Raw genomic sequence first — 21,151 nt, 5'->3', positions numbered from 1 at the left:
GCAAGGCTGGTGAGCAGTCCGGCGACGCACGCGGAGCGCCGCGCCGAGGATCTTCGGATGCACATCGCGCTAGCTGCCCGCGACACTTTTCTCGCCGACGGGTCTACCTCGGCGACCGTCGAGCGGATCTGCGAAGCGGTGGGCATTGCGCCGCGTACGTTTCACCGGTACTTCCCGGTCAAAGAAGACGTCGTTATGCCGCTATTCCGTGAATTCGGCAGGCTGAGCATCGAGACCCTGCGTGACGCAGCACCGGACAGCGACACCGTCGAGGTCCTCGTTGCGGCATTTAGCACCGAAGTTCCCCGGCGGGGCCGGATGGAGATCGATCGCAGGTTCATGGCGATGATGATCAGCGATCCCCAATACCGATTGCGGTGGCTGGACTGGGGACAAGACCTTATCGCTTCCATCACCGAGTTCCTTGCCGCCCGGTTCGATCTAGGCGATGACCCATTCACCCGAGAGCTGCCTGCCCAGCTGGTGGTTCAAGCGTGTCGGCACGCCTACGTCCACTGGGTCCAGCACGGCGATTTCGCCGCCCTGCAATCCGCGTTGCGATCCGCCATGCAGATGATCGTAGGAACGCTAGCGTGTCCGGGTGTCTGAGCCGCAGCTCACGGTCGGTCGATCACGATAGATCCAACGTCGTGTAGCTCTCTTAGGCATTTCGTTGCCCCACCACGAGAGCGCCTTCATCGGGCGGTGGCGGGCTAAACGTCACCGCACGTCCCGAAGCCGGCCAAGTCGGGATGCCCCGGATTCGCCGAAATGATCCTTGATGCTGCGCTTTCTGTGCTTAAGCCAATTGGAACGCACTCAGTGGCGCTTCTTCTGGATAGGTAGTGGGTCCGCCGAGGTCGTAGGCAGCATTAAGCGCGGCAATGAATCCAGGGTCGTGCAGGGGATCGCTGGGAGTGTCGAGCTTGATGCCCTTGCCCTTGAGGTCGTCGATCATGATGCCGATGGCCCGTTCGATCGTGATGTCGTCGGAGCCGTCCATGTTCTTTTTGAGTTCCTCGAAGTCGGAGAACACTTCGGCGGACCAGTGGACCAGGAAACGCAACTCGTCGGTGTGGTGGCGGGCGATGACGTCGTCGCCGTTCTTCAGAAGCCAGTGGTCGGGGTCGGCCGGGTCGCCGGCGAAGACGGTGTCGAAGGCCAGCCCCGGCGGAATCTGTTGTTCCAGCGGCCCGTTGGCTTCTCCGCGGTGCACCATCATCTCGTTCTGAACGACCACTCCGCGGTTATTGATCGGCGGCAAGACCCGGGAGGGGGGCTTGAGTGGGCCGTCGGGCCAATAGGTAAAACCGGACCCCTCGTCGAGGGAGAACCAGGTGATGACCTGAGCCATTTTGATGAGGTAGTCGGTGAACAGACCGGACTTGCCCATCACGCTGCACAGCCAGGTGGGGGCGTTCTCGTGGCGTACACCGCGAAAGCTCGGCGAGTCCAGATGGCCGGGATCGCGGTTGGCGCAGGGGCCGTTGATGTTGAACAGCATCATCTCAGGCTTGGCGTACTCGGCGTTCCAGTAGCTCTTGGCGTGCTCGAGGAACGTGGCGTTGTAGAAGCAGTCGTGCAGCTCAGGGAAGAGGATGGCCCCGTAGTTGGCCAGGTAGCCACGGAACGTCGGCGTCAGAAAGAGGTCCAGCGACGGAGTGAATCCCTCGGGGAAGGCACCGCTCATGGTGGCCATCAATTCGTCGGCCGACGCGAAGTGTTGGGCGATGATCAGCTTCCAAGGGCCGTGCGCGTGTACGACATTGAGCAGCCGCTCGCGTTGGTCGGTGGTGTAGACGTTGTCGATTTCGCGCGGCGGGGCGGCGGGCCGCAAAACGTTGGAAAGCTCCATCCGGCGCTCATCCGTAAGCATCAGCGGTCTCCTTCTGCATGTTTGGATTGGTGGGATTGTCTCCGGCACCGTCGTCGTACGGTCGACGCGTGTCCGGTGATCGGGACGTCAAAATGGGAGCGGATTGGCGAACTTGGCGTCCAATGCCGCGCCGATTTCGGCGATGGCGAGCCGGCCGCGGGCGGTCGCGTCGGGGTACATCAGAAAGCCGTGGTAGGTACCCGGATAGCGGGTGAGGGTGGTCTGAACTTCGGCGTCCCGCAGCCGGGCCGCGTATCGCTCACCCCAGTCCCGGATTGGATCGCAGCTACCGGTGACCACGATCGCGGACGGCAGCCCAGAAAGGTCGGAGGCGTAGGCGGGAACCAGGTACGGGTCCTCGGGCGGCCCGGCATCTCCGTCGGCAAGTGCGTGCATGTAGTCGATGTCGTCGCGGGTGAGGAGCGGCGCGTCGGCCGTCGAAGCGACCGACGGGGCCGTCATGTCGCGATCCAGGCCCGGGTACAGCAGCACCTGCGCGCAGATCGCCGGACCGCGGCGGTCACGTGCGGCCAGTGCAACCGCGGCCGCCAACGAACCTCCGGCGCTGTCGCCGACCACTGCGAGCCGGTTGGCGTCGACGCGTAGCTCCGCGGCTCGGCGTGATACCCATTCAGTGGCGGCGTAGGCGTCGTCGAACTGCGCCGGGGGTGCCGCTTCCGGGGCCAGGCGGTAGTCGACGGCGACAACGGTGGACATCGACGCCGAGGCGAGCGCGCGGGCCAGCGGTTCGAACGAGTGGTTGGATCCCATGACCAGGCCGCCGCCGTGGAAATACACCAGCACGGGTGTGTGGGAATCCTTGGTGGGACGGTAGATCCGCGCGGGTATCGGCCCGGCTGGCCCCGGGATGGTGACGTCGGTGACGCTGTCCATCTGTGGCATTGCCTCGGGCAGCGGCGCGGATTCGATCGCGGCTCGCACCGCGGCTAGGCCGCGTTGGCGCATCGGCGGGATCGTACCGAACGACGCGACTCGGGCGGCGGCGTCGGGATCCAGCGGGGGAGTCGGCACGTTAATGCCGCGCGGGGTCGAACCGGCGCTCGGTGCGCAATACCGGCGCCTGTTGGGACGCAAGGATATTGGCACGCTCTTGCATCGCCGACCGAACGTAGTCTGGATGGGTGAGCAGATAGAAACCGCCCTTTGCGGCTTGCTCGAACACCACCGCGGCAGCTGTCAGCGGGTCCATCGCGTCGGCCTTCAGGTCGAGCATGGCCGTACGGTGTGCCTCGGCAGCCGCGACGTCGGTTGCCTCATTGCCGTCGACGCCGCCGGCTGATTCGAAAATGTTGGACAGCACCGGGCCGGGCAGCACCGCCTGGACATGAATGTGGTGGTCGTGCCCGCTGGACTGTACTTCTAGGTCGAGACACTCGGTCATCGCCAGCACCGCATGCTTGCTCACAATGTAGGGCGTTTGCAATGGCATCGCGACGACCCCACCAACAGACGACACATTCCACACCCACGCCTGCTCAGGGCTCGCCATCATTCGCGGCAGAAACGCGCGGATGCCGTAGAAGACCCCGCTGATGTTGATGTCGACGATCCGCTGCCAGTTGACCACCGGGGTGTCCCACAGGTAGCCGAACTGTTCAATTCCGGCATTGTTCACCAGCAACCGCACCGGCCCGACATCGCGATAGGTCTTGTCGGCGAGTTCTTGCATGGCGACGGGATCCCTTACGTCGCAGACCATATCGACCGCGGTGCTTCCCGCGGCGGTGAGCTCCTGGCGCAGGGCGGCGATGCTGTACGCATCGACATCGGTGAGCACCACGGTCATGCCCAATTTGCCGGCGTATCGGGCCATGCCGGCACCAAAGCCCGAGCCGGCACCGGTGATGACGGCGACGCCGCCAGAGAAGAGCTCTTGAACGGTCATGGTTGCGACGCGGTGGCGGTGTCGCTGTGCAGTTCGGATAGCAGCACGGAGTTGGTGGCATCCAGTACGACGTCCATATCGGTGAACTCCAGCCCATTGGGGCCTCGGCGCACGCCGACGTTGACCACCCCGCTGGACACCGCGAACGGCACGAAGTTGGCGATCTGATTGACGAAGATGTAAAAGCGGGCGCGGGTTACGCCGCTATCGGTGCCGGTGCGGTGCACGTTGGTGGCGTGGTGACGCAGCGGGTAGGGGCTTTGTTTGCGATGCTCGGACAGCCACTCGATGACCGCGTCACGACTGTCGAGTTGGGGCGACATCAGCTCCTCGAAAGGACTTGCGCCACTGTCGCTTCGGGTCAGGTAGTGCACATCGTGGGCGTAGCTGGCGGCCAGCTCGTCATAGTTGGCTTCGTCGTAGTGGTACCAGAAGGCGGCGATGAACTCCTGCAGTTCCGACAGCGTGATGTCGTTGCTCATGCCCACAGTCAATCCCGGCTGTGGCCCCGCTAACACCCCGGCGCCCGTTGAGTGGAACACCGTCCATGGCTCAGCCGCCGATCAGGCTCCATAGCCCGGCGGCTCCCGCCCCAAGCGCGGCCGACGTGACCTGTTCGTCCCAATATTGCACGGATCCGAACTCCCCCCGCCACACCAGGGCAGGCCGGGTGAACTCGTGTAGCCGGTGCTCCCGTGTGGTGCCGATCGCGCCATGAACCTGGTGAGCGTTACGCACCACCACGGAGGCGGCCTGGCCCACACACGAACGTGCCACCGAGACAAGGAAGGCGAGGTTGGAAGCCGACCACGCGCTAGTGACCGCCGCCGTCAGCGCCGCCTCGGTGGCCGATCGCGCCAGAGCCGCCTGCGCGGCGATGTCGGCGATCATGTTCTGCACGGCCTGAAATCGCGAAAGGGGTCGACCGAACTGGACGCGTGAGCTCGCGTGCTCGATCGAAAGCTCCAGAATCCGGTCCAGCGCCGCACACACTTGCACCCCGCGCACCAAGGCCGATTTCAGCCGCAGCTGGTCGACCACACTCGCCTCGAGGGGAACACCGCACAAGCCGGCGGGGTCGGCGACGACGATATCCCGTGGCTCGCCAATCGCATTGGCGCCGGGCGTGATATCCAACGACTCGGCATTGACGTCGGCGGCGTGATACTCGCCGCCCCGCTGCCAGATGACCACGATCTGTTGGGCGCGAGACGCCCAGGGCACGCCCCTCGCGGCGCCCTGGGCATCGAGCAGGCACACGGTCCGCACCGCGTCGTCGCATGGCGATCCGCTGGCCTCCAGCAGCCAGCATGCCAATAAATCATGCTCAGCCAGAGGGATTCGCGCGCCGTGCTGAACGGCGACGGTCAGCAGCTGGGCCGCCTCATGCCAGCCGGCGCCGCTGCCACCGGAGTGCTCGGGGCCGGTCAGGCGCACCAGCCCGAGCTCGTCAAGCTGGTGCCATAGCTGCGCGTCACGATCGACAGCGGCGGGTGATTGCATTGTTCGGTACGCGCCGAACACCGCGCGCATCATGTCGATCAGGGCCGGGTCCACCGGGGCCGCGTCGATCGGTGAGGTTGTCACCGGATCCCCAATCCGCGGGCAATTACACCGCGCAACACCTCGTTGGTTCCGCCACGCAGGGTAAAACCGGGGCGCTGGTCCACCGCGGCGGTTATCAGCTCCGAGGACGCCGCATCGACGCCGCCATGCCGCTCAGCGAGGTCGGCGATGTCACCTTCGACGGTGGTGCCCAGCACCTTGACCACAGCCGCGGCCACGTCAGCGGGCTCATGGCGCTCCAGGGCGCCCGCGACTGCGGTCGACATCTGGTGCAGGCCCGCGACGCGGGCCACCAGGCGTCCGAGGCTCTCATCTCGCGAAATGCGCTGGTTGGCCATGTTGGCGGTGGTCGCTGCGAGCAGAACGAATGTGGACAGGAAGCGTTCGGGTCCGCTGCGCTCGAAACTCAGCTCGGACGTCACCTGCGTCCAGCCGGCACCGATGTCACCGAACACCATGGCGTCGGGCACGAATGCCTGGTCGAGGATCACCTCGTTGAAGTGATGGGCTCCGTTCATCGAAATGATCGGACGCACCTGCACCCCCGAACCCCTTAAATCGACGATGAATTGGCTGAGCCCGGCATGGCGCTGGCCTGGATCCACCGGTGCGGTGCGGGCAAGAACGATGAACGCGTGGGCGCGGTGGGCGCCCGATGTCCAAACCTTCGTGCCCGACAGCGACCAACCGCCCTGCACACGCACGGCGCGGGTGCGCACGCTGGCCAGATCGGAACCGGAATCGGGCTCGCTCATACCGATGGCGAAGAAGCAGCCGCCCCGTACGATCCGCGGCAGGAATTGCGACTTCTGCAGTTCGGTGCCGTATTTCAGCAGCGAAGGCACGATCTGACGGTCGGCGATCCAGTGCGCGGCGACCGGCGCGCCGGCGGCCAGCAGCTCCTCGGTGACCGCGAACCGTTCCAGAAATGAGCGCCCGTGTCCGCCGTACTCGACGGGGACCGTCATACCGATCCAGCCACGCGCCGCCAGGGCGGCAGTGAAAGTCTCGTCCCACCCCGTGAGCCAGGCATCCACCGACGGGGTGTAGGCGCCTGCGGCGCGTTGGTCGGCGAGAAACTGGCGGACCTCCGCGCGTAGCGCCTGCGTCGAGGGGCCCACGGCAGCCGGGGGCACCAATCGCGGTAGCGCCATCAGGTCGTCTTCCACTTGGCGATACGGCGTTCATGTTCGGGATCGCGGTGTGCCAGCGGCTGCATGGCCGCGGCCATCCCCAGGGTGGTTTCCAGTGATGCCGTCTGCGATTCCCGCAGCAACCGTTTGGCCATCCGCAGCGCGTGCGGCGGGTTCTTGACGATGCGCTCGGCCAGCGCGTGCGCGTGGGAGAGCAGGTCGTCGTGGGGCACCACCCGGCTGACCATCCCCCACTGCAGGGCGGTCGCAGCGTCGATGCGGTCACCGGTGAAGGTCATCTCGGCGGCGCGCTCGTAGCCCACCGCCCGCGGTAGAAACCAGGCGCCCCCGTCGCCGGGGATCAGGCCGAGCTGTACGAAGCTCTCGGCGAAGGACGCCCGCTCGGAGGCCACCCGGATGTCGCACATCATCGCCAGATCACAGCCGGCGCCGACGGCCGGCCCATTGACCGCTGCGATCAGTGGAACCTCGAGGCGGGCCAGTGCCCGCGGGATACGTTGGATGCCGTCGATGTAGGCGTGCCGTTGGGCCCGAGCGTCCAGGCCGAACATGCCCTCTCGGTCGGCCATTTCCTTGACGTTGCCGCCGGCGGAGAAGATCTTGCCGCGCCCGGTGAGGATCAGCGCACGAATGTCGGTGTCGGCGTTGGCATTATCGACTGCGGCCTCGAACGCGGAGATGAACGCTTTGTCGGTGATCGCGTTGCCGAGGTGCGGCAGGTCGATCGTCCATACCTGCGTGGGTCCGCTGGTCGCGATGTCGAGAGGCCCGCTCATGCCGGCAGCTGCAGGGACTTGGTCTGCAAGTACTCTTCGAATCCGGCGCGGCCGAGTTCACGTCCGATGCCGGATTTCTTGTAGCCGCCGAACGGTGCCACCGGGTTGTACTTGCCGCCGTTGATGTCGAGCTGGCCGGTCTGCACGCCGCGCGCAAAGGCGATGGCCCGGTCGGTGTCGGCCGCCCACACCGCGCCCGAGAGGCCGTATGGGGTGCCGTTGGCGATGCGCAGGGCGTCGGCCTCGTCGGTAAACGGGATGACCGCCAGGACGGGACCGAAGACCTCTTCTTGGCCGAGTTCGGAGTCCGGGTCGACGTCGGCGAACACAGTAGGTGCGACGTAGTAGCCGACCTCGCGGATCGGCTCGGCGCCCCCGGTGAGCAGGCGCGCACCGTCGCGTTGGCCGCGTTCGATGAAACCCCGCACGGTTTCGAACTGGCCCGCCGAAGCCGAGGGTCCGATTCGGGTCGCCGGGTCGAGTGGATCGCCCACGGTGTATTTCGACACGGCGGCCTCGATCAGTTCCAGGGCCTCGCCGTAGCGGGACTGGGGCACCAGCATCCGTGTCCAGGCCATGCAGGTCTGGCCACCGTTGAGGAACGCGTTACCGACTCCGACTTTGACCGCGGTCGCCAGGTCGGCGTCGTCGAGGATGACGTTGGCTGACTTGCCGCCAAGTTCAAGTGCGACCTTCTTCACCGACCGCCCGGCCAACTCCCCGACGCGGGCTCCGACGCCCGTGGAACCGGTGAACGAGACGAAGTCGATTTCGGGATGGGCGGCGATGCGCTCGCCGATCCGCGCACCGCGCCCCGAAACCAGGTTCACCACACCGGCGGGCAGGCCGGCCTCCTCGAGGGCCTCGACGAACTCGAACACCGACAACGGTGCTTCATTGCTGGGTTTGAGAACCACCGTGCAACCGGCCGCGATCGCCGGGACCACCTTGGCGACCACCTGATACAGCGGATAGTTCCAGGGGGTGATTGCGCCGACCACGCCGTAGGGTTCGCGCAGGATCAGCGAGTTCCCCACTCGTTCTTCGAATTCGAAACCATCAAGAACGGCAGCGAATCCGCGAGCCACCGCCAGCGGGACCTGGGTCTGCACGGTCTGCGCGATGCGCACCGGCGCACCCATTTCCCGGGTGATCGTCTCGGCGATGTCGGGCAGACGCTTTTCCAGGGCGGTGATCACCGCCGCGACGCGCTGGCGGCGCTCGGCGACGCTGATCAGCGGGTCGAAGGCGCGCCGTGCTGCGGACACCGCCGCATCGACGTCGGCCTCGGTACCTGCGGGAACCGTGCCGATGACGTGTTCTGTCGAGGGGTCGATTACCTCGATGAGGTCCCCGCCGGCCGGCGTGATCCACTCGCCGCCGATGAACAATGTCTTCCTGGCGTAGTCATGCATTGGTTGTGGTCTGCTTTCTGTCATTAGGGCACGATGCTCGCGCGAACGTCGCGCTTGCTCTCGGCCGCGGCGAAGGCGTCGTTGATGTCGTCGAGCGGGTAACAGGCCGCCGCCAGTCGGTGCAACGGAAGCCGCGCCTGATGTTGGTCGAGAAACTTCAGCGCCCGCGACAACACGATGGGGTCGTACAACGAGACCCCGACCATCATCTTGTTGCCGAAGACAAAACGGGACGGATCGAATTCGAAGGTCTTGCCAATGTTGATGTTTCCGATCTCCACGTAGCGGCCGAACTGGCCCAGCATCTTGAGGCCTTCGTCGATAGCCGAGGGGTGGCCGACCACCTCGACGACGACATCGGCGCCCTGGCCGTCAGTCAGTTGTCGCACGAGCTTGGTACGGTCTTTGACCGTCGCGACGTCATTGATGTCGATGACCGTGTCGGCGCCGAACGCGGTCGCCAGCTCTAGGCGCTCGGCCACACCGTCGATGGCGATCACCTGGGCAGCCCCGCGTGCTTTGGCCACCGCCACTGCATACAGACCCAATGCCCCCGCACCCTGCACCACCACCGATTCGCCGAGCTGCAGATGGACGCGCTCGAGACCGTACATGACCTGTGACAGAGCGCAATTGGCTCCTGCGGCGATGTCATCGGATACCGAATCGGGGACCGTGTAGACCACCGCCCCGGCGGGCAGCAGGAAGTAGTCGGCGTAGCCACCCACGAAATAGGGCGGCTCGTCGGCGCGGCCGAGCATGGCCATCGTCAGCTTCAGACAGGCGTTGCGCCTGCCCGCAAGGCAGTTTCGGCACTTGTGACACGAGAAGAAGTAGGGAAAGACCACTCGCGTGCCCTCCGTCAGCGGCGCGCCATCAGAATCGGTGGTGACCCCAGCGCCGAGCGCTTCGATCGCGCCTACCATTTCATGGCCCAACACGGTGGGAAGTTGACCTCCCAGGCCGCCGGTAGCGAACGTCCCGTGCCAGGCGTGTAGGTCAGAGCCGCAGATGTTGGCACGACTCACCTTGATCAGGATCTGACCGGGCCCCACCTCCGGGAGGCTCACCGTTTCGATGTCGAACGGCTTACCCGGTTCGTCGAATCGCGCGATTCGGCCTTTAAACACGGCAGAGTGGTCCCTTCATTGGCTGGTGAATTCGAGGGTGAAAGCGTCTCGCAATTGCCGCTTGAGAAGTTTGCCGCTGGGGTTTTTCGGCAGTGATTCGACGAAGAAGACCCGTTTGGGCGTCTTGAAGCCCGCGAGGTGCTGCCGGCAGTGCACGACGACGTCGTCCTCGGTGAGGGTGACCCCGTCGCGGGGTACTACCGCGGCGACCACGGCTTCCACCCAGACCGGATGCGTCAGGCCGAATACGGCTGCCTCCTGGATCCCGTTGTGGCGGTAGAGAATTTCTTCGACCTCGCGGCTGGCGACGTTCTCGCCGCCGGTCTTTATCATGTCTTTCTTGCGGTCCACGACATGCAACAGCCCGTGCTCGTCGTAGTAACCCAGGTCGCCGGAATGAAACCAGCCGCCGCGGAAGGCCTCCGCGGTTTTAGCAGGGTCGTCCAGATAGCCGACCATCAGATGCGGGCTGCGATGGGCGATTTCACCCACAATGCCGGGCGCTGCGGGGCAATCGTGGTCATCGAGGATGGTGGTTTCGACATTGACCACTGGGCGTCCGGCCGCGCCGGCGTGCGCGTCCTGCTCGTCAGGTCCCAACGCCGAGGCCAGCGGCGCCATCTCGGTTTGACCGTAGAAGTTCCACAGTCTCAGATTCGGCAGCCGTCTGCGTATTTCGTGCAGTACCTCGGCGGGCATCGGTGAGGCGCCGTAGTAGCCCTTGCGTAGGCTGGACAGGTCGACGTCGTCGAAGATCGGGCAACGCAGCAGCGAAATCCACACCGTCGGTGGCGCAAAGTAATTCGTCACCCCGTACCGCGCGATGGTGCGCAGGACCAATTCGGGGTCCGGCCGCGACAGGATAATGCTGGTCGCTCCCAGATAGAGGTCGGTGGCCAAGAAGTTGTCCAACTGCGCACAGTGGTAAAGCGGCAGTGAGTGGATTTCGACGTCGTCCGGTGACATCGCACCGGCCACAATGGTGCTGACGTATTGCCACATCAGGCTGCGACTGGTGTGCATCACGGCCTTGGGCCGTGATTCGGTGCCACTGGTGTACATCAGCCGCACGAGTTGCTCATCGCCGATGGGCGGGTTCGGTGCGGCCGTGGTCGTCGTGAGCCACTGAGCGAAGTCGTGCCAGCCGGCAGGAGGGATGGCCCCGTCGGCCGTCAGCGCAATCTTTGTCGTGACCGCCCCGCCCAGACGCATCGCATCTTCGGCTATCGTCGCCAGGGCGGATTCGACGATGAATCCAATGACCCGGCTATGACCGAGGATATAGGCGATCTCCTCGGCCGTGAGCATGAAATTGATGGGCACCAGGACCACGCCCGCGCGCGCGGTCGCGAATGCCAAAACCGCGAACTGCCAGCAGTTGTGGGACAGCAGCGCCACGCGATCGCCGGGGGCAAAGCCGTTGTCGCGCAGCGCGGCTGCGGCTTTGTCCACCAGCTGGTCGAAGTCGGCGAAGGTCAGCACGACATCACCGTCGATGATCGCGGTTTTGTCCGGGTGTCGGCGGGCTGACCGGCGGGGAATATCTCCTAGCGACTGACTGCGCGCCTGGGCGATCGTGGCGTCGAGCTCGAGTGTCACTCGCTCGTCGTGGTGCGCCGGTTGCATGCGACGAACACTAGGTCCCGATGCCGCTTCGGTGATGCTGGCATCCCGCTGAGTAGACAACAGCGGTGCCCGGGGTGACCGCGGGCCTCAGACTCGATGGCATGACCGCCGCTACCGAATCGACGTCGCCCACCGGACCGGCCGCTCCTGACCCCGACGAGCTGCGCACCAACCTGCGTCAGGCTGACCCGGGTGTGCTGCTCGCGGTGCTGGCGCAGCTTACCGGCGACGTGTCGGTGATCGACACCTACGCGCCCAAGATCTCCTATGTTGCCGACCCGCCCGAACGGGCCGGCGTCACAGACCCCGAGACGGCCGAATCGCTGGTCGAGGCCCTCGTTGACGCGCTGGGACGCCCACGTTGCGCCGACGCGACGGCACCCGTGGACCGGGACTTCTTCGCCCGGCTGCTACCTGTAGCGCTGGGTTCGCCGGTCGACGACGACCAGGTGGACCTGTTGCTCGAACAGGGCGGCTTCCAGCGGTCACAGCCAACCCTGCCGCGCACCGTGCCGATCCCCGAGACGATCAACATCGCCATCATCGGTGCCGGCCTGGCCGGGATCAGCATGGCGTTGGCCGCCGCAGCCGAGGGAGTGGCGTTTGAGATCTTTGACCGCCACGACGAGGTCGGCGGCACCTGGCTGACCACCACCTATCCAGGCATCGGTGTCGATACGCCGTCGGCCTATTACTCGCTGTCGTGGGAGGTGAACCCGGACTGGAGCAGCTACTACCCACAGGGCGGCGAATATCAGAACTATTTGGTGACGCTGGCCGATAAACACAAGCTGCGCGACCACATTCGGTTCGGCACCGAGATCGAGGCGTTGTGGTGGGACGAGGAACGCAACCAATGGCAACTCCATGCGGTAGACACCCAGGGTCACCGCACGATCAGCTACGCCAGCGTTGTGGTCGCCGCGGCGGGTTACCTCAACCGCCCGCGGTGGCCGGACGTCAAGGGTCGAGACACTTTCGCGGGCATCAGCATTCACTCGGCGCTGTGGGATTCTTCACTCGATCTCACCGGCAAGAAGGTGGCTGTGATCGGGGCGGGCTGCACCGCCGTACAGATCGTCGACGCGTGCGTTGACCAGGTCGAGCACCTGACGGTGTTCCAGCGGCAACCACACTGGGTGGCGCCGCGTAAGCGGCTGACAGATGAGGTGCCGCCGTTCCGGCGTTACCTGGGACGGAACCTGCCCTACTACGCGAAGTGGCACCGGCTCAAGTCCTATTGGGCCACCGCGGACAACAACTACCCGATCATCCTGCAAGACCCGGACTGGAACAAGGACCACCTGTCGATCTCGCCGGCGAATGACGTCCTTTTGCAGATGTGCCTGCGCTACATCGAGGACACCTTCGGGAAAGACACCGAGTTGGCCAAGAAGGTCACCCCGGACTTCGCACCCTACGGCAAGCGGATCATCCGAGACCCGGGCGGCTACTACGCGGCGCTGACCCGCGACCATGTCGACGTGGAGGCCAGCGAACCGGCCGAGGTCAACTCGAAAGGCATTGTCACCCAAGACGGCCGGCAGATCGACCTCGACGTCATCATCTACGCGACCGGCTACTATCTGGACTTCTTATCCACCGTGGACATTCGCGGTCGCGGCGGCAAGAAGCTGGCTGACGAGTGGGGTGACAACCCCCGTGCGTACCGTGGTGGCACGGTGCCCGGCTTTCCCAACCTGTTCATCATGTCGGCACCCAACTACAGCCCGGGACACGGTGCGGGAGCGAACTTCTCCATGGAGGTGCTCGCGCACTACATCGTCGAATGCTTGCAGTTGATGGCACTGCGCGGCGCCACCACGATCGAGGTCACCCAGCAGGCGTACGAAGATTACGTTGCCGCGATCGACGAGGCGATGCTCGGCACGGTGTGGTGCCACACACCCAACGCCCACACCTACTACCGGTCCGGTTCGGGCCGGGTGGTGGTGGCCACCCCGTACCGACTGGTCGACGTCTGGCATCAGCACCGAGCGCCGATCGAGCAGGACTTTGCGCTGCGGTGAACGAGTTGCTCACTGGCAGGACGGCTTTGGTAACAGGCAGCAGCCGCGGCATCGGTCGTGCGGTGGCCCAGCGGCTGGCCGCCGAGGGGGCCACCGTCGCGGTGACGGCGCGCGCTCACGCGCCCTCGCGCTCGCAGCGCGCCGGGTCCGATCGCACGCTACCCGGCACGATCGAGGAGACCATCGCCCTGATCGAAGATGCCGGCGGGTCGGCCTTCGGGGTGGTTGCCGACCTCGAAGACGCCCAGGCGCGCGAGACCCTGGTCGACCAGGTGCTCGACCGCACGGGCCGCATCGACATCTTGGTCAACAACGCCGGCTTCGCCGACTACTCGGTCATCGAGGACATGCCGCTGCAGACCTTCGACCGCACCGTCGAGCACTATCTGCGCACCCCCTTCGTGTTGACCAAGGCCGCGGTTCCGCACATGCGCAAACTGGGCGGCGGGTGGATCGTCAACATCGGCTCGGTCACCGGTGTGGCACCGGTGCGGCCGTACCGCGATTACAACAAGACCTCCGGCGACGTGATTTACGCGTCGTGCAAAGCAGCACTGCACCGGTTCACCCAGGGGGTGGCCGCCGAGCTGCTCGACGCGAACATCGCGGTGAATTGTGTTGGCCCGTCGACCGCTGTGCGCACTCCCGGCGCATCCGCGCTTATCCCGGAGGGCTTTCCGACCGAGCCGGTGGAGTATCTGGCCGAAACCGTGCTGGCGATGTGTCATCTACCGGCGGCAGAACGCACCGGCCTAGTCGCGTTTAGCTTGCACTACCCGTGGTCACAGCGGCTGCGGGTGCACAGCCTGGACGGCAAAACCGAACTGCCGCCACTCGAACCGCCGGCGAACGCCAATCCGAACATCCTGCCCGCCGGGATGTGAGTCCCGCGGCGGATAGGGCGGATCAGCCCGAGATCGACTAGGCGGGTGACGTGGTCAAGACGGGGTGATCGCATCGACAGAAGCTGTGGCACACCCGGTCTCGGATGATGACGTCGGGGCATTCGGGATCAAACCAGCGGTCCACGACCGCCCAGTGGATCGGATGCATCAGGTAGGGGCCCATCAGCGCATCGACGTCGCTGAACTCTTGCTCAAACACGTGGGTCCATCGTGATGCTCCGACCGCATCGTCGACCCGGCTGAGCTGCCATGCCCTGATCGTCGGTATGAAGCACGGCATCGAGGTCAACTCGTCCTCGAAACGCGCGACGGTGTCGACGTCGGTGTCGGGCAGCACCCGTAAAAGCAAGGCCCGGTAGACCGTGCCCGGGCCGCCACCATTGGGCGTTGGAGTACCCCCGTAGGTGACCCCGTTGACATGGGTGATCGCGGGATCGCCCAAAATCGCGGTGAAATCGTCTGCGGCGCTGAGCCATTGACTCGGGGAATCGAACCTCAAGTGGACTAGGACGTCACCGCCGTTGCGCGCCCCGGGCAGCGTCGGTTCGACGAGCCGGTGACGGGCGCCGGTCGCCTCAGCGCTCGCGCGCACCAGCGTGAGTATCCGGTCGCGGTGTTCGTCTGCGACGTCGAGGAGGCGGGTGACGTTATACACCGCAGAGCCCGTCGACGTCGTCGGCGGCCGCGGCGACCGAGCGGGACCGCTCGGCGACGAGTTCCTCGATCTGGTCCCACCACTGGCCCAGCGTCGGGTCGGGGCGGCCCTTCCAGGTCATCTCCCACCATGCCTGGGCGCTGGGCAGGGTCCAGGTGATGGTGACGGTGTTGGATCGATCCGTGAACCAGATCGGGGGGCTGACCAGGACATCGCGCAGCGTCATTCCGCGGGAGCGGGCGCCGGGCGCGTACTCGGCGAGGTAGGTCTCCACGAATTTCCGGGCGCAGCCAGGCCGCGTCACCACCCTGTCGATCACGAAAATCCGACCGTCGGCCATGGGCGTGACCGTACAGATCGTGGGCAACCCCCGGACAGGTTCAGTCCCGGCCATCGGGAGGACCTCATTGCCCCCCATCCGGTTGGGCACCACGGTGGGGGAATGAGCGCTTCCTTCAGTCCCGTGCAGCTCGGTCCGGCCACCTTGCGCAACCCGATCATCAAGGCCGCGACCTCCGAAGGCCGATCGCCCCAGGGGCTGGTCACCGATGATCTCATCGCGTTTCACCGGGCGTTCGCCGACGGGGGAGTGGGCATGACGACGGTGGCCTACTGCTGTGTCGCGCCCGAGGGCGCCAGCGCCCCGGGTCAGATCGTCATGAGCTCGCAGGCGCTGCCCGGCCTGCGCAGACTTACCGATGCCGTGCATGGGGCGGGTGCGGCCATCTCGGCCCAGCTGGGCCACGCCGGGGTGGTGGCCCCTAGGGCGCTGACCGGGGTGACCGCCCTGTCGCCGAGCCGGTTCGTCAACCCGACATCGTTGGCCTACTGCCGGGCGATCACCCGCGACGAGATAGCAACCGTCATCGACCAGTTCGGCACGGCAACCCAGGTAGCCATCGATGCCGGATTCGACGCAGTTGAACTGCATTTCGGACACTTGTATCTGCCGAGCTCGTTTTTGAGCCCACTCATCAACCGCCGCAAGGACGAGTACGGCGGCTCCATCGACAACCGTTCCCGCCTGTCACGGGAGATCGCCGAACGCGTCCGCGAGATGGCCGGGGGCCGGATCGCCGTCATCGCCAAACTGAATATGGACGACGGACTGCCCGGCAGCATCTGGATCGATGAGGCGTTGCGCACCGCGCAACTCCTCGACACCGACGGCACCCTCGACGCGCTCGAACTGACCCAAGGGTCCTCCGTCTTCAAGCCGATGTACCTGTTCCGGGGCGACGTCCCGGTGCGCGAATTCGCCCGCGTCATGCCGGCTGCGCTACGGCCTGCCATCAGGCTGGCCGGCAAGCGCGTGATGGGCAGCTACCCGTACAGCGACCTCTACATGCTCGAAGCCGCACGCCAATTCGTGCCGGTGATGCGCAACACCAAACTGATCCTGCTGGGCGGCATCACCCGCCGCGACCACGTCGAGACCGCACGAGAGGAGGGATTTGACTTCGTGGCGATGGGTCGGGCGCTGCTGCGGGAACCCGACCTGGTCAACAAGATGATCGCCGACCCGGCCAGTCGCAGCCGATGCAACCACAACAACAAGTGCATGGTCACCGTTTTCGGTCGCACCCACTGCGTGCTCGATCCCGACCAGCGCTACGGACCACCTGCCAAGATCGACGAGCAGCCCGCCCAGCACGCAGCACGGTAATCACCCCAGCAGCGCGGCCAACTCGCGGCACGCCTGCCGCCGGGCTTCGTGAGCGATGTCGAGCATCGGCATCGTCATGAACCCGTGGATGCCACCTTCGAAGCCGCACCGCACGGCGACTACCCCCGCGGATTGCAGCGCGTCGGCGTAGGCGATGGCTTCGTCCCGAAGCGGATCGTGCCCGGCCGTGACTATCACCGCGGGCGGTAGCCCATGTAGGTCCGCTCGGAGCGGTGAGGCGTAAGGATGGTCGCGGTCGGCGGATGCGGGCACATACTGGTCCCAATACCATTGCAGAGCAGCCGTCGGATTGTAGAAACCCTTGCCGAACAGTCGATATGACTCGGTGTCGAAGCCGGCCGCGAGCATCGGGTAGAGCAGCAACTGCGCGGCAATCGCCGGGCCACCACGATCGCGCGCCATCAACGCCACGACGGCGGCCAGGTTGCCGCCCGCGCTGTCACCGCCCACCACAACCGCGCGCGAACCTCGGCGGCCGACGCCGTCGAGGTCGGCGGCCCATCGCGTGGCGGCGTACAGGTCCTCGGCCGCGGCAGGCCACGGATTTTCTGGAGCCAGCCGGTACCCGACGGAAACCACCACGGCGGGAACGAGGTTGGCCAGACTGCGGCACAGGCCATCGTGGCTGTCGAGGTCGCAAAACACGAATCCGCCGCCGTGCGCGTATACCAGGATCGGCAGGCCGCCGTCGTCGGCATGGCCGCGGGGCCGGTAGATCCGTAGCGGGATGTCCGCACCGGTGCCCGAAATGGTGTGATCTCGGACTGCGGCGACCGGCTCGGGCTGGGCGGGCGGTACCAGCCGCTCGCGGATGGCCGCCCTGGCCTGGGCGCCCGTCATGGTGTGCACCGGCGGAAAGCCCGCGTCCAGCCCCTCGATCAGCTCGGCGACCTGGGGGTCGAGGTTCACGCGTACTGCAAGGTGGGCTGCGGCGCCGGAATCGGGCGGTGGGGCAGCAGCGGTCGCATTGTTTGCAGCGTTGGCGCCACCCGGTGGGCGCCGTCTTCGATGTTGCGCCAGATGTTCACCGCGGTCATGCGGACCGGGGTGGTTAGTCGCTGATCGAACACCATGCGATTCATCGGTGCGCATACCGACACCGCGGCAATCGCCTCACCGGGGTTGCCGATGGGGGCCGCCACGCAGCCAAAACCGAGCAGCGACTCCTCGCGCTCGAAGGCGACGCCGTGGGCGCGCACCTTGGCCAACTCAGCGGCAAGTTGCGAGCCGGTGCAAATGGAAAACTTGGTCTTGCGGGCCTGCAGATCAACGTCGGCCTGCTGGTCGCCATAGGCCAGGATGGCTTTGCCGACCGCGGTACAGTGCGCGGGTTGCCGACCCCCGACCCGGGTGGGGATCGCGTTGATCAGTCGGTCACCGATCTTGTCGAGGTAGACAACGTCCGGCCCGTCCAGCACCGCTAGATGAACGACAAGGCCGGTGGCGCGGTGCAATTCGCCCAGCAAGGGGGCGGCCGCGCGCACCAGGCGGTCTTGGTGCACGGCCAGTGAGCCCAACTCCACCAGCCGCATGCCCAGCTCGTAGTCGCGGCCGTTGCGGCGTAACCAGCGCAGCTGAACCAACCGCTCGAGCATCCGGTGCGCCGACGAGCGCGGCAGGCCCGTGCGACGCACGATCTGGGCCAGCGTTAGCCGTCCCGGTCCTTCGAAGGCGTCCAGCACCAAGGAGACGCGGTCGATGACGGCGGTGGGAGTTGCTGTTTCCAGGGACGCTGACATCGGTCCTCCAAAGCTCCATTGCATCTGGCTGGTATATGACTATTAGAGATACCCCAGTTTGTACCATAGTCTTGTGCGCGCTGTCACATGGCACGCCAAAAGCGCCACCGGCCACATCTGTGTCGGGCGCGAGATGTAGGGATCAGTGCAGGCCGGCTCAGCCCTTGGCCGCGGACCGGCCCGCGCGGCGGCCGTAGAAGCTGCCGTCGCCGAGCGAGATGCCGCTGGCGTAGCCCCAGGCGGCCAAGCCGGCGGTGCAGCGACCGGCGGCGAACAGGCCGGGGATGGGTTCGCCGCTGACGTGGAGCACCTCGGCGTCGAGCGTGGTGGCCAGGCCGCCCAGGGTGAAACCGCCGGTGTTCTCCCGCAAGTCGATCGCGCCGACCGGGGAACCGATGGGCCGCAACCACTCCGGCTTCTTGTGCAGCAGCGGATCCTCGCCGCGGGCCGCGCCCTCGTTGTAGGCGGCGACGGTCGCCTGCAGGGATCCCGGCGCCAGGCCCATCTCGCGTTCCAGGTCGGCGACGGTGTCGGCCACCCAGGTCGCCGGGCGCAGCATGAACTTCGGCGACCACGACGCCATCGCCTCTTGCTGGGCGTCGTCGTCGATGATCAGGAAGGCGGTGTTGTCCTGCTGGTAGAGCGTCAGCTGGCCGATGCGGCCCGGATAGGTGTCCTCGGCGACGTAGCGCTGACCGCGGCCGTTGACCAGGATGCCGCGCACCAGTTGCTGAGGGTCGATGAAGATCGCGACCTCGGTGGCGTCCATGTGCGCCAGATCGGCGCCCAGCGCCTGCGCCATCCGGATCGCCTGGCCGTCGTGCTGCTCGATCGAGGCGGCCGGGCGGCCCGCGATCCGCGGGGCGTAGCGGGCCACCATCGCGTCGTTGTAGGCGAAGCTGCCGGTCGCGAGCACCACGCCCTTGCGGGCACGCACCGCAATGTCGTTGCCGTACTGGCGCGCCCGGACCCCGACCACCCGGCCGTCGGCTTCGACGATGAGGCGTTGCACCCGCACGTCGTAGAGTGCGCGTGCGCCGGCGGCGGTGGCGGTCTCGACGAGTGGCTTCATCAGCATGTAGCCCGCGCTGGCCTCGCCCTGCTTCTTGTTGGACATCTGCGGGACGTGCCCGCGCGGGGCGGGGGAGGCGATCGTGTTGAAGGGATAGGCGTTTTCGCCGCCGCTGTACATCAGGCCCTGGTCACCCATCGGTTCCCAGCCCGGTTCGGAGAAGAATTCCGCCTTGAACGGAACGCCGCAGCCGACCAGCCAGTCGAAGTGGGCCACGCTGCCGGCGCAGTAGTCGGCGATCCGCTCCGGGTTGGCGCCGGGCCCCATCGCGACGTTGAGGAAGGCCGCCATGTTGTCGACGGAATCGTCGAAGCCGCAGGCTTTCTGCAGCGGGGTGCCGCCGCCGAGGTAGATGAACCCGCCGGCCATCGCCGCCGCCCCGCCCCAGGATCCGGTCCGCTCCAGGACAAGAACCTCGGCGCCGGAGCGCGCCGCCTCCACCGCCGCGGCGGCGCCAGCCACCCCGTAGCCGGCGATGACCACGTCGGCCTCGTCGTCCCACGACGTGATCGACGCGGCCGGGACCGGCGTGACGTCGGTATCCGGCGTCATAGCCGCATGGCTGCGGGCATTTCGCCGATCCACTGGTGACCCCAGTAGCTGTCGGCGGTGATTTCCTCTGCGGTGTAATAGGTTTCGTCGACGCGCATGCCGTCGGTGCCGAACTCGATGTCCCAGTCGCCGGGAGCCCGGACGTAGAACGACACCATCTTGTCGTTCGTGTGCCGGCCCAGCGTGGAGGACAGCTGGAAGCCCTCGGCGTTCACGCGGTCCAGCGCCTGGCCCACCGCGTCGAGGGTGTCGACCTCCACCATGATGTGCACCAGGCGCGGGTCGCGCTGATGTGCGGCCGGCACGATCGCCAGGCTGTGGTGGCGTTCGTTGATGCCCAGGAAGCGAACCCGCACGGGCCCAAACTCTTTCGGCAGCGGCACCCGGAACGCGCCGCGGGCGCGGAAACCCAGCACCTCGGTGTAGAAGTCGAACAGCCCGTTCGGGTCCGTCGCCGGCACGACGACGTGGCCCAGGCCCTGGTCGCCGGTGACGAATTTCGCGCCGAACGGGGTGACGACGGGGCTGTGGTCGAGCACCGCACCGTGGAAGACCTCGAGCGTGGTGCCCGCCGGGTCCTCGAAGGTGATGACCTCTTCCACGCGGCGGGCCTCGGCCTCGTCGGCGGACAATTGCTTGAACGGGGTCCCTGCGGCGTCCAGGGTCGCCTTGACCCGTTGCAGCGCCGGGCGGTCACGCACCTCCCAGCCGACCGTCAGCACCCGGTCGGTCTCACCGGGCACCACGATGAGCCGGGCGGCGCGCTCGTCCATCCGCAGGTAGAGCGCCTCGGGGTCGGGACCATTCCCCTCGGCGAAACCCAGGACACCGAAGGCGAATTGCCGCCAGCGGTCGATGTCGTTCGTCGAAATGGTGATGTAGCCCAGGCTTTTCAGGTCGGTCAACGTGCTCTCCTAGATCAAAGCCCGCAGGGGGCCCTCGGGCGGATCGACACCCAGCGAACTCAGTGCCGACGCGTGGTAGATGGTTCCAGGCATGTGGATGGCGTGCAGCTGGCCGACATGGACGTCGCGCCAATACCGTTGCAGCGGCTTGTCCATG

General features: G+C 66.2%; 20 protein-coding genes and 1 pseudogene. 4 read left to right on the top strand and 17 right to left on the bottom strand.

Translation table 11 applies throughout. The features are described 5' to 3' along the window. Positions 1-9 precede the first annotated feature (9 nt). Positions 10-609: a TetR family transcriptional regulator gene (locus A9X03_RS07420; RefSeq protein ID WP_231969376.1), complete on the top strand. Its 600-nt coding sequence runs from the start codon at positions 10-12 to the stop codon at positions 607-609. 190 nt (positions 610-799) lie between these two features. Here A9X03_RS07420 and A9X03_RS07415 read toward each other — a convergent pair whose 3' ends face one another. From A9X03_RS07415 to A9X03_RS07370, 10 genes are all read right to left on the bottom strand, one after another. Beyond that, positions 800-1,876 carry a hypothetical protein gene (locus A9X03_RS07415; RefSeq protein WP_067752623.1) on the bottom strand — a complete coding sequence of 359 codons (1,077 nt, stop codon included), beginning with the start codon at positions 1,874-1,876 and terminating at the stop codon, positions 800-802. 87 nt (positions 1,877-1,963) lie between these two features. After that, entirely contained in the window at positions 1,964-2,908 is a 945-nt protein-coding gene (locus tag A9X03_RS07410; protein ID WP_067752621.1) for an alpha/beta hydrolase, read from the bottom strand. A 1-nt stretch (position 2,909) separates the two neighbouring features. Continuing rightward, positions 2,910-3,782 (bottom strand): SDR family oxidoreductase, encoded by an 873-nt coding sequence (locus tag A9X03_RS07405; RefSeq protein ID WP_067752619.1) that lies wholly within the window; start codon positions 3,780-3,782, stop codon positions 2,910-2,912. Then, positions 3,779-4,264, bottom strand: coding sequence for a nuclear transport factor 2 family protein (locus A9X03_RS07400; RefSeq protein ID WP_067752616.1), 486 nt, complete (start codon positions 4,262-4,264; stop codon positions 3,779-3,781). Before A9X03_RS07400 ends, A9X03_RS07405 begins: the two co-directional genes overlap by 4 nt. 70 nt (positions 4,265-4,334) lie before the next feature. Then, complete coding sequence (locus A9X03_RS07395) at positions 4,335-5,318, bottom strand: acyl-CoA dehydrogenase family protein (protein WP_067752633.1); 984 nt, start codon at positions 5,316-5,318, stop codon at positions 4,335-4,337. A 47-nt stretch (positions 5,319-5,365) separates the two neighbouring features. Beyond that, a complete protein-coding gene (locus A9X03_RS07390; protein WP_067752635.1) occupies positions 5,366-6,502 on the bottom strand; it encodes an acyl-CoA dehydrogenase family protein in 1,137 nt (378 codons plus the stop codon). Continuing rightward, positions 6,502-7,278 carry a crotonase/enoyl-CoA hydratase family protein gene (locus A9X03_RS07385; RefSeq protein ID WP_067752613.1) on the bottom strand — a complete coding sequence of 259 codons (777 nt, stop codon included), beginning with the start codon at positions 7,276-7,278 and terminating at the stop codon, positions 6,502-6,504. The genes A9X03_RS07390 and A9X03_RS07385 overlap by 1 nt, the downstream gene beginning before the upstream one ends. After that, the gene (locus tag A9X03_RS07380) at positions 7,275-8,693 is read right to left on the bottom strand and encodes an aldehyde dehydrogenase family protein (protein WP_067752610.1); all 1,419 of its coding nucleotides are present in this window, start codon (positions 8,691-8,693) and stop codon (positions 7,275-7,277) included. The genes A9X03_RS07385 and A9X03_RS07380 overlap by 4 nt, the downstream gene beginning before the upstream one ends. A gap of 23 nt (positions 8,694-8,716) precedes the next feature. After that, positions 8,717-9,823: a zinc-binding dehydrogenase gene (locus A9X03_RS07375; RefSeq protein WP_067752607.1), complete on the bottom strand. Its 1,107-nt coding sequence runs from the start codon at positions 9,821-9,823 to the stop codon at positions 8,717-8,719. Positions 9,824-9,838: 15 nt separating this feature from the next. Beyond that, positions 9,839-11,449: an acyl-CoA synthetase gene (locus tag A9X03_RS07370; protein WP_067752604.1), complete on the bottom strand. Its 1,611-nt coding sequence runs from the start codon at positions 11,447-11,449 to the stop codon at positions 9,839-9,841. Between the two features lie 101 nt (positions 11,450-11,550). Here A9X03_RS07370 and A9X03_RS07365 point away from each other — a divergent pair, with 101 nt between their 5' ends. Together A9X03_RS07365 and A9X03_RS07360 are read left to right on the top strand one after the other, a co-directional pair. After that, positions 11,551-13,479: an NAD(P)/FAD-dependent oxidoreductase gene (locus A9X03_RS07365; RefSeq protein ID WP_067752600.1), complete on the top strand. Its 1,929-nt coding sequence runs from the start codon at positions 11,551-11,553 to the stop codon at positions 13,477-13,479. Continuing rightward, positions 13,476-14,363 (top strand): SDR family NAD(P)-dependent oxidoreductase, encoded by an 888-nt coding sequence (locus A9X03_RS07360; RefSeq protein ID WP_067752590.1) that lies wholly within the window; start codon positions 13,476-13,478, stop codon positions 14,361-14,363. Before A9X03_RS07365 ends, A9X03_RS07360 begins: the two co-directional genes overlap by 4 nt. Positions 14,364-14,400: 37 nt before the next feature. Here the strand turns inward: A9X03_RS07360 and A9X03_RS07355 are convergent, their stop codons facing one another. Both A9X03_RS07355 and A9X03_RS30100 read right to left on the bottom strand, forming a co-directional pair. After that, positions 14,401-15,039 (bottom strand): Dabb family protein, encoded by a 639-nt coding sequence (locus A9X03_RS07355; RefSeq protein WP_067752587.1) that lies wholly within the window; start codon positions 15,037-15,039, stop codon positions 14,401-14,403. Next, positions 15,032-15,379 carry a hypothetical protein gene (locus A9X03_RS30100; RefSeq protein WP_067752584.1) on the bottom strand — a complete coding sequence of 116 codons (348 nt, stop codon included), beginning with the start codon at positions 15,377-15,379 and terminating at the stop codon, positions 15,032-15,034. Before A9X03_RS30100 ends, A9X03_RS07355 begins: the two co-directional genes overlap by 8 nt. 102 nt (positions 15,380-15,481) lie before the next feature. Here A9X03_RS30100 and A9X03_RS07345 point away from each other — a divergent pair, with 102 nt between their 5' ends. Further along, on the top strand, positions 15,482-16,705 hold the full coding sequence (locus A9X03_RS07345) for an NADH:flavin oxidoreductase (RefSeq protein ID WP_067752581.1): 1,224 nt from the start codon (positions 15,482-15,484) through the stop codon (positions 16,703-16,705). On the opposite strand, the gene A9X03_RS07340 is transcribed toward A9X03_RS07345, so the two are convergent. The 5 genes and pseudogenes from A9X03_RS07340 to A9X03_RS28295 all read right to left on the bottom strand — a co-directional run. Then, positions 16,706-17,635 (bottom strand): alpha/beta hydrolase, encoded by a 930-nt coding sequence (locus A9X03_RS07340; protein ID WP_067752578.1) that lies wholly within the window; start codon positions 17,633-17,635, stop codon positions 16,706-16,708. It lies immediately after the preceding gene. After that, positions 17,632-18,465 carry an IclR family transcriptional regulator gene (locus A9X03_RS07335; protein ID WP_067752575.1) on the bottom strand — a complete coding sequence of 278 codons (834 nt, stop codon included), beginning with the start codon at positions 18,463-18,465 and terminating at the stop codon, positions 17,632-17,634. The genes A9X03_RS07340 and A9X03_RS07335 overlap by 4 nt, the downstream gene beginning before the upstream one ends. Positions 18,466-18,622: 157 nt before the next feature. After that, positions 18,623-20,089 (bottom strand): FAD-dependent oxidoreductase, encoded by a 1,467-nt coding sequence (locus A9X03_RS07330; protein ID WP_067752572.1) that lies wholly within the window; start codon positions 20,087-20,089, stop codon positions 18,623-18,625. Continuing rightward, positions 20,086-20,994: a biphenyl-2,3-diol 1,2-dioxygenase gene (gene bphC / locus A9X03_RS07325; RefSeq protein WP_067752569.1), complete on the bottom strand. Its 909-nt coding sequence runs from the start codon at positions 20,992-20,994 to the stop codon at positions 20,086-20,088. Before bphC ends, A9X03_RS07330 begins: the two co-directional genes overlap by 4 nt. A 9-nt stretch (positions 20,995-21,003) precedes the next feature. Next, a pseudogene (locus A9X03_RS28295) lies at positions 21,004-21,151 on the bottom strand (hydroxylase); the annotation flags it as partial.

Source organism: Mycobacterium sp. E1715 (assembly GCF_001667625.1).
Classification (GTDB): Bacteria; Actinomycetota; Actinomycetes; order Mycobacteriales; family Mycobacteriaceae; genus Mycobacterium.
The sequence above is the reverse complement of the archived record's forward strand: the minus strand, read 5'-3'. Positions and strand labels throughout refer to the sequence as shown.

Bases quoted from the DNA above. Each gene is read 5' to 3' on its own strand.
- A9X03_RS07400 (WP_067752616.1), bottom strand. From the start codon at position 4,264: ATGAGCAACGACATCACGCTGTCGGAACTGCAGGAGTTCATCGCCGCC.
- A9X03_RS07395 (WP_067752633.1), bottom strand. From the start codon at position 5,318: ATGATGCGCGCGGTGTTCGGCGCGTACCGAACAATGCAATCACCCGCC.
- A9X03_RS07390 (WP_067752635.1), bottom strand. From the start codon at position 6,502: ATGGCGCTACCGCGATTGGTGCCCCCGGCTGCCGTGGGCCCCTCGACG.
- A9X03_RS30100 (WP_067752584.1), bottom strand. From the start codon at position 15,379: ATGGCCGACGGTCGGATTTTCGTGATCGACAGGGTGGTGACGCGGCCT.
- A9X03_RS07385 (WP_067752613.1), bottom strand. From the start codon at position 7,278: ATGAGCGGGCCTCTCGACATCGCGACCAGCGGACCCACGCAGGTATGG.
- A9X03_RS07380 (WP_067752610.1), bottom strand. From the start codon at position 8,693: ATGCATGACTACGCCAGGAAGACATTGTTCATCGGCGGCGAGTGGATC.
- A9X03_RS07365 (WP_067752600.1), top strand. From the start codon at position 11,551: ATGACCGCCGCTACCGAATCGACGTCGCCCACCGGACCGGCCGCTCCT.
- A9X03_RS07370 (WP_067752604.1), bottom strand. From the start codon at position 11,449: ATGCAACCGGCGCACCACGACGAGCGAGTGACACTCGAGCTCGACGCC.
- A9X03_RS07415 (WP_067752623.1), bottom strand. From the start codon at position 1,876: ATGCTTACGGATGAGCGCCGGATGGAGCTTTCCAACGTTTTGCGGCCC.
- A9X03_RS07345 (WP_067752581.1), top strand. From the start codon at position 15,482: ATGAGCGCTTCCTTCAGTCCCGTGCAGCTCGGTCCGGCCACCTTGCGC.
- A9X03_RS07330 (WP_067752572.1), bottom strand. From the start codon at position 20,089: ATGACGCCGGATACCGACGTCACGCCGGTCCCGGCCGCGTCGATCACG.
- A9X03_RS07405 (WP_067752619.1), bottom strand. From the start codon at position 3,782: ATGACCGTTCAAGAGCTCTTCTCTGGCGGCGTCGCCGTCATCACCGGT.
- A9X03_RS07335 (WP_067752575.1), bottom strand. From the start codon at position 18,465: ATGTCAGCGTCCCTGGAAACAGCAACTCCCACCGCCGTCATCGACCGC.